Origin of the sequence: Geobacillus proteiniphilus, from assembly GCF_001908025.1 — a bacterium.
GTDB classification, from domain to species: domain Bacteria; phylum Bacillota; class Bacilli; order Bacillales; family Anoxybacillaceae; genus Geobacillus; species Geobacillus proteiniphilus.
In genome coordinates, this window is the sequence record NZ_MQMG01000081.1 from 1 (window position 1) to 9,980 (window position 9,980).

11 protein-coding genes and 3 tRNA genes are annotated in these 9,980 nt (G+C 52.5%); 2 read left to right on the forward strand and 12 right to left on the reverse strand.

Annotated elements, in window-relative coordinates:
* Window positions 1-43 precede the first annotated feature (43 nt).
* The 7 genes from BRO54_RS17925 to BRO54_RS17960 form a co-directional block, all read right to left on the reverse strand.
* Window positions 44-877: a pirin family protein gene (locus tag BRO54_RS17925; protein ID WP_011231146.1), complete on the reverse strand. Its 834-nt coding sequence runs from the start codon at window positions 875-877 to the stop codon at window positions 44-46.
* Between the two features lie 452 nt (window positions 878-1,329).
* Window positions 1,330-1,659, reverse strand: a complete 330-nt coding sequence (locus BRO54_RS17935; protein WP_011231143.1) for a type II toxin-antitoxin system PemK/MazF family toxin — start codon at window positions 1,657-1,659, stop codon at window positions 1,330-1,332.
* Window positions 1,659-1,928 carry an AbrB/MazE/SpoVT family DNA-binding domain-containing protein gene (locus BRO54_RS17940; protein WP_011231142.1) on the reverse strand — a complete coding sequence of 90 codons (270 nt, stop codon included), beginning with the start codon at window positions 1,926-1,928 and terminating at the stop codon, window positions 1,659-1,661. The genes BRO54_RS17935 and BRO54_RS17940 overlap by 1 nt, the downstream gene beginning before the upstream one ends.
* Window positions 1,929-2,161: 233 nt before the next feature.
* Window positions 2,162-2,251 (reverse strand) — tRNA-Ser (locus BRO54_RS17945).
* Window positions 2,252-2,260: 9 nt separating this feature from the next.
* A tRNA-Ala gene (locus tag BRO54_RS17950) sits at window positions 2,261-2,333 on the reverse strand.
* A gap of 10 nt (window positions 2,334-2,343) precedes the next feature.
* Window positions 2,344-2,420: transfer RNA gene (locus BRO54_RS17955), tRNA-Pro, on the reverse strand.
* A gap of 331 nt (window positions 2,421-2,751) precedes the next feature.
* Window positions 2,752-3,807, reverse strand: a complete 1,056-nt coding sequence (locus tag BRO54_RS17960; RefSeq protein WP_011231141.1) for an RNA-guided endonuclease TnpB family protein — start codon at window positions 3,805-3,807, stop codon at window positions 2,752-2,754.
* A 126-nt stretch (window positions 3,808-3,933) separates the two neighbouring features.
* Between BRO54_RS17960 and BRO54_RS17965 the strand changes: the two genes are divergently transcribed.
* Complete coding sequence (locus tag BRO54_RS17965) at window positions 3,934-4,698, forward strand: hypothetical protein (protein ID WP_074044786.1); 765 nt, start codon at window positions 3,934-3,936, stop codon at window positions 4,696-4,698.
* 13 nt (window positions 4,699-4,711) lie between these two features.
* Window positions 4,712-5,179 (forward strand): hypothetical protein, encoded by a 468-nt coding sequence (locus BRO54_RS17970; protein ID WP_021321939.1) that lies wholly within the window; start codon window positions 4,712-4,714, stop codon window positions 5,177-5,179.
* A gap of 68 nt (window positions 5,180-5,247) precedes the next feature.
* On the opposite strand, the gene BRO54_RS17975 is transcribed toward BRO54_RS17970, so the two are convergent.
* The 5 genes from BRO54_RS17975 to BRO54_RS18000 all read right to left on the reverse strand — a co-directional run.
* On the reverse strand, window positions 5,248-6,228 hold the full coding sequence (locus BRO54_RS17975; RefSeq protein WP_074044787.1) for an ABC transporter permease: 981 nt from the start codon (window positions 6,226-6,228) through the stop codon (window positions 5,248-5,250).
* Complete coding sequence (locus tag BRO54_RS17980; RefSeq protein ID WP_011231138.1) at window positions 6,221-7,135, reverse strand: ABC transporter ATP-binding protein; 915 nt, start codon at window positions 7,133-7,135, stop codon at window positions 6,221-6,223. The genes BRO54_RS17975 and BRO54_RS17980 overlap by 8 nt, the downstream gene beginning before the upstream one ends.
* Window positions 7,132-7,929 (reverse strand): SGNH/GDSL hydrolase family protein, encoded by a 798-nt coding sequence (locus BRO54_RS17985; protein ID WP_074044788.1) that lies wholly within the window; start codon window positions 7,927-7,929, stop codon window positions 7,132-7,134. The genes BRO54_RS17980 and BRO54_RS17985 overlap by 4 nt, the downstream gene beginning before the upstream one ends.
* 9 nt (window positions 7,930-7,938) lie before the next feature.
* On the reverse strand, window positions 7,939-8,238 hold the full coding sequence (locus BRO54_RS17990; protein WP_011231136.1) for a transporter suffix domain-containing protein: 300 nt from the start codon (window positions 8,236-8,238) through the stop codon (window positions 7,939-7,941).
* Window positions 8,239-8,502: 264 nt separating this feature from the next.
* Window positions 8,503-9,980: IS1634 family transposase (locus BRO54_RS18000; protein WP_074044790.1), on the reverse strand; the 1,478-nt coding region annotated here is incomplete at its 5' end.

Genomic DNA, 9,980 nt, shown 5'->3' on the forward strand with positions numbered 1-9,980 from the left:
AAAAAAGAAAGAGCCATACAACGAATCGGCTCTTTCCCTTCCATTATCGCCCAAACCGCCCTTCCTGGTAATCGCGAATCGCCTCGCGGATTTGTTCCGGCGTGTTCATGACGAACGGCCCGTAGGCGACGACCGGTTCGTTCACCGGCTCGCCGGCATAAAGAAGAAGGCGGAGTTTTTCGCGGGCGGTCACGTTTAGCTCCGTTTCCTCGCCGCGGTTGTGGCGGCTGAAAAACAGCGCTTGCCCGGCTTTTCCTTCGATGTTGTCGGCACCGAACACGCCACTCCCCTCAAGAATGTACAAAAACCCATTGTAATGCCCCGGCAAATCTTGCACGACCGTTGTTCCCGGTTCGACAATCATTTCCACCATCGTGACGGGAACGATGTTTTTCGTCGGCGCTTTGACGCCTTTCGATGACCCGGAAAAGACCCGGATCGTCGCTCCCTCTTCCTTGCGCACGGGCATGTCTTTGGAGCGCAAGTTTTGGTAGCGCGGCTCGGTCATTTTGTACGCGCTCGGCAAGTTGACCCATAGCTGAAGGCTGTGCACGGTTGAACCGGACGCCGGGTCTTCCTTATGGACGACGCCGCGGCCGGCCGTCATCCATTGCACATCCCCGGGGCCGAGCGTGCTGTGGCCGGCTTTGCTGTCGAAATGTTCAAGCTCGCCGCTGATCACATACGTGACCGTCTCAATGCCGCGGTGCGGATGGACGTCAAACGTTCCTCGCTCAAAAATATCTTCCATCAGCAGCAAAAACGGATCATACTCTTGCCAGTTCCCGGGCTCAAGCACCGAACCGCTGCGATGAATCGGACTGTTGGTGGTCATTTGCACGGTTTTCACGCGACGAATGCGGCGTTGAATCGCCATAACCTCTCCTCCCTTATGTTGCGCAATCCCGGCCGTTGCCGAAAGGAGTGCAGCTCAATCGGCAAACCGTTTCCTCCTTCATCGTACCGGATTCAACGAAAAACAGGCAAGTCATCTGCCTGAAAAATGGCGGCCATACCGCTCGCAAAAAACAAAAAACCTGCCGGCACTCGGCAGGTGGACGTTGGAAGAGGGATTCCAATCCCACCATAAAACTATTGATACAAGGATGAATGGACATGCTCGTTCATCACGTGCAAAATTTGTGCAAAATAATCTCCAGTGTGTCAATCCATGCAAAAAGGCGGGACAATCCGCCTTCTTTTCGTTGCTCGATTCTGCCTTTTTAACAAAATATCCGAAGGAAGTCTCCCGCCTCAAGGAGCGTGAAGGGCAAAAATGTACGCAAAAAGTATGCTAAAAGTGAACAAAAGGCCAATATAAATGGCCTTTCACGAAAGAAAAGTATGAATCAGATCCAAGCAATCCGAAACAACTTCATTGGGCGCCCGTCCTACTATTTGAAGCTGTCGGGCGCGCCAATCTAAACTTTTGACCTGATCGGTTAAAATCACGCCTTCAACGGCCAAGCCTGATGGCAATTCCACTTCAAATGGATATCCTTTTTGTTGCCGGGTGATCGGGCAAAGCACCGCAAACCCTGTCAATTGATTGAACCGCTTTGGTGATAGAACGATGCCGGGCCTTTTTCCTGCCTGCTCATGCCCTGCTTGTGGATTGAAATTGACGTAAACAAGATCCCCACGATCCGGCGCTTGCATCAGAACAATTCATTCCCTTCTGTTCCAAAATCAATTTCAGCATGGCGATTTTCCGGCGTGATTTTAGCCAAAAGTTCCTCCAATGTCGGCTTTTTCTTTTTCGGGATCAACTTGATCGCTTGGTTCTCAACGATCATCTCCACTTCTGATCCTTGATGAAGCGCTAAACGTTCAGCAATCACGCTTGGGATACGAACCGCAAGGCTGTTTCCCCATTTTTGAACTGTTATTGTCATGATTGACACTCCTTTCTGTTTGTTTAATTCCATTATACCTCTCTCCTTTCATTTCGTATATACATAGTATATACATAAATTCAAAAAAAGATGCCATCGAGACGGTGTTTTCGATTCGAAACGAACGATTACGATTGATGATAAGACGCTGAACATAAAGATTTGAAGAAAAGTCAAAAGGATTCCCAAAAAATGAAAAACGACTGCCAACGCAGTCGTATCAAGGGTTTCATGATTTACAATTTGACAGGATCGGATATTAGAAATGGAGGAAGAGGGATTCGAACCCCCGCGGGCTGTGACACCCCTAGCGGTTTTCGAAACCGCCCCCTTCAGCCAGACTTGGGTATTCCTCCGTATGAAAATGGAGCCTATCGGATTCGAACCGATGACCTCCTGCGTGCGGGGCAGGCGCTCTCCCAGCTGAGCTAAGGCCCCATGTCTATAATGGTCGGGAAGACAGGATTTGAACCTGCGACCTCACGGACCCGAACCGTGTGCTCTACCAAGCTGAGCTACTTCCCGACATAGGCTGGTTTACCTTGCGACAATTTACATTTTATATGAACCTCAAAGGAAAGTCAATAGTTTTTTTATCTTTTTTTCGCCATAACGGATGAAAATTTATCTTTTTTCTGAAACGACCTGCATAGCTGCCGCTCCTTTTTTCCTATACTAAAAACACAGCAACCGTTTGACACTCCACACGCCTAAAGGGCGTGGGATTCTTGGGTCGTTTGCGTCCTCATCCATTTCTGGTTCAGACAACGCCCAAGTTCAGGGGTGTGTCATCACCCCGTCCCATCGGGTTAGGATGTACCCCCATGGGCGGCGCACCTGTGACCAGTGCGCTAGGTTAGGCGACAAAGCCCGAAATCGCTTTGGCGATGTTGATGGCGCCATTCAAGTCGGCGTGGAGGGTGTATCCACACCTTTGGCATCGGAAGTGGATGCCGTTTCGGTTCGCTTTCTCTCGATAACCACATTTACACGTTTGGCTCGTGTAGGTTGGATCCACCCACTCCACCCGAATGCCCGCCATTTCCGCTTTATAGGCGATCATCGTTTGCAGTTGATGAAACGCCCATGAATGAAGGCTTCGCCCCGCTTCTTTGGCCAATTTGGCCCGTTTCCGAATCCCCGTCAACGCTTCCATCCGAATCACGCCAACACCGTTGGCGAGCGCAACATTCACGATTTGACGGCTGATTTTGTGATTTTGGTCCTTCATCCAGCGGGATTCTTTACGGCCGATTTTGCGAATCATATGAAGCTTCTTCTCTTTGCCCAACGTTCGCCGCAAAGCCGCATAGCGTCGGCGCACAAAAGCGCATTGGTTCCCTTTGAAAAACAACGATTTCGTTCCCACGCTGGCCACGGCGAGATAGCGAAGCCCAAGGTCAACCCCCATCACCTTTGTTTCGTGCCGCGGCTTGACTTCAAAGGTGATCGCGATCGCCAAATACCATTTCGTTCGCTTTTTGTAGAGTTTGGCGGCCCCTTGTTTGACGGTTCCATCGAGCAGCCGCTTCAGCCACGCTTCTTGGTAGGGGCGCGCAACCACTGGCACGCCAATTCGCTTCTCCAGTGTGGGGAAGGAAACCGTGTAGAACGCTCCTTTCTTTTCCACCTTCACGTTTTGATTGTTAAAGCAGCACCAGAATGTTCGAAACTTCTTTGCCTTTTGGCTTTTCTTTTGAGACTTCACTTCTCGAATCGTCTGATTCACGACGGCGGAAGGAAACCGCTGCGACGAAAACTCTTTAAATAATTTGCTCGTCGCTTGATTCAGCTTGGGATGATTCAACAGCCAATTGGCAAACGAGGTATTCACTTCTGTCATCCGTTCGTACATGTCCTGTTTGACTTTCGTTGGGTTGTGCAGCTCCAGCTTTAGTGTGATGGTCGGCATGGATTCACCTCCTTGCAACAATGACAGGATGCCATTTCCATATGAAGAAAACGACTCACTTTCATCCCACGCCTAAAGAGCGTGGGCTTTCTCGTTCGCGAATCTGTAAAGGAAAGGGGGCGCTTTGTGAAACTCATTCCGCCGGCGCGGCGCAAACGGGCGCATTTGTCGCAATTGACAACCACCCATTTCCATTTGCGTCATCCGCTTGTCGTCGCCTTTTTTTCCTTTTCGTTTCCGGGTTTCGGCAATTTGATGCAGCAACGCTACGCCACGGCCTTTATGTTAATCCTCTGGGAGCTGTTTATCAACACAAAAGCCCATATCAATACAGGTATATTATACTCGCTGCTTGGCGATTTTGAAAAGGCAAAAGCCGTTCTTGACGAACGATGGCTCATGTTTTATGTGGCCATCTACATGTACAGCATTTGGGACAGCTACCGCGGCTCAGTCGACATGAACAAGCTGTATTTGCTCGCCGACCGCGAAGATGCGCCGATCTCTTCCATCCGAATAGGAATATGGGATATTAATTATTTGGACAAGCGCGAGCCTTGGCTGGCGCTGGTCTGGTCGGTGCTCGCCCCGGGCCTTGGCCATTTGTATGTCCATAAAGTGATCACCGGCCTGTTTATCTTCACCTTTACCATTTTGGTATCGTATTTCGCCCACTTGCCCGAAGCGATTACGTACACGCTGACGGGCCGATTCGATTGTGCAACGAAGATCATCGATATGCAGTGGGCGCTTTATCTGCCATCGATTTATTCGTTCATCTTTTACGATGCTTACGTATCAGCGGTCGAATACAACAAGTTGTTTGAAAAAGAACTAGCCCACTATTTGCGGCGCCGCTTTCAGCCGAAACGGTTCGCATGGCCGATTTGATGGGAGGCGTTTCATGATTGTCATTGCCACTTTCGAGAGCCACCTATTCGTTGAACTGGCGATTTCAGCGCTTCAAGAAAAAGGGATTGCTGAACATCAGATTTTTGCAGTCCCGCTCAACCGCTCTGCCGAACCGCCGCGCCTGCTTGATACGCTCCATCACGCCAACGGGTTCAGCTTCCTTGACTTGGCGGCGATTTTAGGAACGTGCTTGATGCTGCTAGGGGCGATTTACGGCTATGTGTTGGCATGGGGTCCGATCATTTGGGGGATTATCGGGGCGGTTTCAGGCATCGGAATCGGCATTTTGCTCAAATGGTGGGTAAACCGAAAATCCACGCACCGTCAAAGCCGCACAGGCGCTGATATCGTGCTTCTCATCCGTTGCGATGAACAGCAATGGCCGGCCGTGGAGCAGTTGCTGCGGGGCCATCACGCGCTTGGACTCGCCGGCGTTCACGACAAGCAGCCGAATAGATAGGCATTTCATCCCCTTTCACTGAAAAACCCGAGGGAACACCCCCTCGGGTTTTCGCCGCTCTGCCGTTTTCAATAGACATCTCGCCGCATAAAGACAAAAAAAGCGACAAGAAGCCCTGCAAGCCCCCAGACAGCCAGCACGGCCATCGAAAAGCCAAGCGTCATCCCCTCAATCGGCGGAGCCGCTCCTTTTATGTAATCCGTCAGCCGCAAATTGACCATAAACAAATATTTTGCCGAATGCCACGACGACACCATGTTCGACAAAATCGCGCCAGAAATCAATGCTGCCAGCATGATGCCCATCACCGCCGCCGTGCTCCTAAGCAGCACGGAAAACATAAACGTCAGTGTGCCGACGACAACGCTCACAAACGCTGCCAGCCCGAGCTCGATCAAAATGTATTTCCATTGCGGAATCATGTGGACATTCGCTGTATTGAGATCCTCTCCTTGAGGGACAAATCCGGTCAATAGCGGCAGACGGAAGCCGCCATATCCAAACACGAGTCCGGAGATGGCATACGACAGCACCGCCGCCATCAGCATAATGAGCGACACCGACAGGAGCAACGCGATATATTTGCTCAACAAAATTTTCCACCGCTTCACCGGCCGAACGAGAAGCAGCTTGATCGTTCCAGCGCTTGCCTCGGACGACACTAAATCGGCCGCAACCACCATCACTAAAAGCGGCAAAAACAAGTCGATGGCGTTTTCGATAAACGTGCGCATAAACGTCGGCGCTCCAGGGGCGGACGGATTAATGTTGTGCTCTAAGTAGTACTGCTGCTGCTTGAGGCGGATTTGCAAGTATTTCCGCCATTCCTCAGACATGCTCGGCGACTGCAAGCGGTTTTGCAAATCGACGATTTGCTGCTGCAGCTGCGTCCGCCAGTCGGTCGTGCCAAGCCGTTTTCTCAACTCTTCCGTCTCGCGGTATTGGGCGTATGTAAACAAGGCGACGAGCACCGCAATGATGGCGGCGATCACCCATAGCCGCTTTTTGCGGACGATTTTCAACATTTCATTATACACGAGCTTACTCAATCGTTTCGCCCCCTGTCAGCTCGATAAACAAGTCCTCGAGCGTCGGCAGCCGCGGTTCAATTTCCGAAACCGAGACGCCGGCTTGGACAAGCTTGGCGTTCCAAGCGGCTAGTCTCGACGGCTCATATGGCGTGACGATCGTCTCTTCATCGGCGCGCAACACCTCGGTTTCCGCCGCTAACAGCGCCCGCGCCCGATCCGTTGGAGCGGCTTTCCAGACGACGCGCGCCTGTTGGTTTAACAGCCGCTCAACCGTGTCCACGGCCAAGAGCCGTCCTTTCGCCATAATGGCGACGCGGTCGCACATTAATTGAATTTCACTTAACAAATGCGATGAAACAAGGACGCTCAACCCTTCCGTTTCCGCCAAAAAGCGGATGAAGGCGCGCATTTCGCGAATGCCGGCCGGGTCAAGGCCGTTGGTCGGCTCGTCCAAAATGAGCACCTTCGGCTTTCCAAGCAGCGCCTGAGCGATGCCGAGCCGCTGCCGCATGCCGAGCGAATACGTGCCCACTCGGTCATGGATGCGCTGTTCAAGGCCGACGAGCTTCGCCACTTCCATGATCCGATCTGCACCAATTCCCGGCATCATGCGGGCGAAATGTTCAAGGTTTTCCCAGCCTGTTAAATACGGATACATTTCTGGGTTTTCGACGATGCAGCCGATCTGGCGGATCGCGTCGGTAAACTGGCGGTGAAGATCATACCCGCAAATCGCCACCGTCCCCGACGTCGGCCGAATGAGCCCGACGAGCATGCGGATCGTCGTCGTTTTTCCCGCGCCGTTCGGCCCTAAAAAACCGAATACTTCCCCCTCATGCAACTCAAACGAAATGCCTTTAATAATTTCCTTGCCGCGAATCGTTTTCCGCAGCTCTTTGACCGCTAACGTCACCTGTTTGGTCATTGCTCACCCTCCTCCGTCAACGTGATGAGCGAGGCGACGCGCTCTCCAATCCGCTTGTAGCCTGCCGCGTTTGGATGAAAATGGTCGCTGTACAAATAGTCGTTGACATGGAGGGCAAACAAATCAAACGTCGGCACCGCGACGATGTTCGGATAGCGGGCCGCCACTTCCGCTGATGCAAAATTCCAATCGCGCACAACCGCCGACGTCCGTTTGGCATCGTCTAAATCGCCAAACGGGTTGTACAAACCGATCGCAAAAATGACCGCTTCGCTGTTGAAGCGGCGCAGCGCGGCGAAAATGCGGTCTAGGTTGGCTACATATCGCCGTTTCGCCTCATTCAGCTGCTTTCGATCCAGTTTCAACGCTTCCCCGCCTTGAAACAAGTCGTTGCCGCCGATGGTCATCACAATAAGATCCGCCATGGCGACTTGCCGCTGAATCTCAGGCTGGCCAAGCTGGCGAAGCAGTCCGTCAGAGCGAAGGCCGCGGATGGCCAAGTTCGTCACACGGATCGGTTTGTCCGTTTGCCGGCGAAGCGCATCGACCATATAGCCGACATACCCTTTTCCGCTTTCATCGCCCGTTCCTCTCGTCAACGAATCGCCAAGAGCAACAATATCCATTTTCTCGTCATGTTGCCTTGTTTCAGCCGTCGGCGGCCGTTGTTCTTTCGTCGGCGGCTTGGCGGCCGAAAAAAACTGGTCTTGCACCGCCAATGCCAGGCCGCCAAGCCAAAGCACTCCGGACAGGGCGGCAACGGCTATGAGAAGCGCAACTGTGCTCCGTCGCATGCAACCACCTCATTTCTTCATCGTTGTCATCTCTCGCGATCCGTCTTGGAATTGTTCGCCATCATTGGTTTGATCCGACAACCGCCGTTTTATTCGCCAATGTTTCAGATCCCAATACTTCTTCAGCTTCGACGCCGCTTCCTTTCCAACCAACAGCGCCCCGATCCAAAACATGATTTCCGCCGCCACAATGGCAACCGCAACGATCGACGCTTTGGCCGCAGTCGAAAACGGTAAAAATGGCGCGATGGGCGGAATGACCCAAACGACGAACGATGCGATGATGAACCCGACGCCAATGTGATGCATGACGGACCGCCTCTGTTTCACTCTTCCGTTCCCCCTTGCTCATGGACGCTCTTTCCAACAGGAATCAGGATCGCTTATTTCCACTCTAACATATACACCGCGATTTCACGAAATGATCCGCCTAAAAACCGAACACCTCACATTTCGCACCCTAACAAGGTCAAAACAAAGGATTTTTTATTTAGTTTTTCAGAATAACTTTTTGACCAACACGACGAGCGATGGCTATCCTTTTTTTACCATCGCTGGTCGTTCCGTATGACGTTACACGTAAATGCTCTCATCCAGCCCCAACCCCTGCAGAATCCTTCGTTGTTCAGGGGTGAGGGAGCGATCCAGTGAGCGTTGGATGCGTCCATCCGGCAGCTCCAGGAGGACGACGTTCACATATTGAAACAGCTGGAAAATCGCCTGCCCCGTCGGTCGGGTCAGCTTGCGGCCTCCGGCGCCCTTTAATGGGTGTTCGGGTGTGATGAACTGGCGCACCCGGCGCTGAAAGACGCGGTAAATGGCCAAGGCCAAGAGAAACAAATAGCCCAATACCGCAACTCGTTCTGGCTTTTTGACATAGATCTCATCCGTGAAAAAAGGGTCTTTCAAAAAAGCGAAGTTCATTTCCACCGAGATCTGCCCTTTATATAGCTTCAAGATCTCTTGGGCATCCATTTGTTGGCCCTTCCATTCCTCCGGAACGGTCGTGACGAGGACAAACCGGGACGCTTTCCGTCTTGCCTGTTCCCACGCGTTTTGGTCGAATTCGACGTCAAGGCGCAAGAGATACCGCGTCTCCATCTCGGGTTCCGCCCCTTTTTTCGGCCGTCCGCGCCGTTTTTTCGGGCGTACGATCTCTTCGACCGCGGCCTTGACCTGATGAAACCGTGGGCGAAGGGACGTCTTGAGGGACGCCAAGGCTTGTTCAGCGTCTTCCCGGCACGAGAAAGGGTGGCGCTCCCAATGGGCTTGTTCCTCGCGAAGAAGCTCCGCTTCTTTGGTTCGTTCTTTTTCGAGCGTCTTTCCTTTTCGCTGGTCGAGCGCACTCGATTCGACGACGATCAGCCGAACGGGGTGGCCTTCATAGGTGGAGGATGTTTCCCATACCCGGTACGTGGCGCCGTTTCTCTCCGCCAGGGTAAAGGGTTCGCTCCACGGGATGTGAGGCGAATCGGCCTCCGCTAATGCCCATTTCACGATCCGAAGCGACGAAGGGCCTCGGGTGATCAAAAAGGCGTTGGCCGCTTTGGTTTGCGCCAGAGTGTCTTTTGTCATCGCGGCGGAATCGGCCACGTAAATCCATTCGTCTTCCATCTTGGCTTGTTTGAGCTGTTCGTGGACACGGGACAGCACCTCCGGATTCCACGTTTTGTCAGGCAGGTTGCCGTCGTGCACATCGCCGTAAAACGGGATGCCGTCCTCGTTGCCGACCAGTCCGAAGCCGATCTGTTTTTGCCAACGATGATGGCGGTTATAGCCATGTGTGATCTGCAAAGCCTCTAATGAGGCCGATTCATACGCGCCGTAAACTGTCTTGTCCGTCGTATCGGCGTGAAAGGCTCGGAGGGAAAGGCCTTCTTTGCGATAAATGTGAATCAAGCAAGTGCTGATCACCTTGTGAATGTCGGCCTCATACAAGCGGTCGAGATGACGAGCCAAGGCATCGTCGTTCAACCAGGAAGGATGGAGACCGGGACGGATGAGTTTCTCACAATCGACCTCCTGAGCCCATCGTTCCACGTGAACGAGGG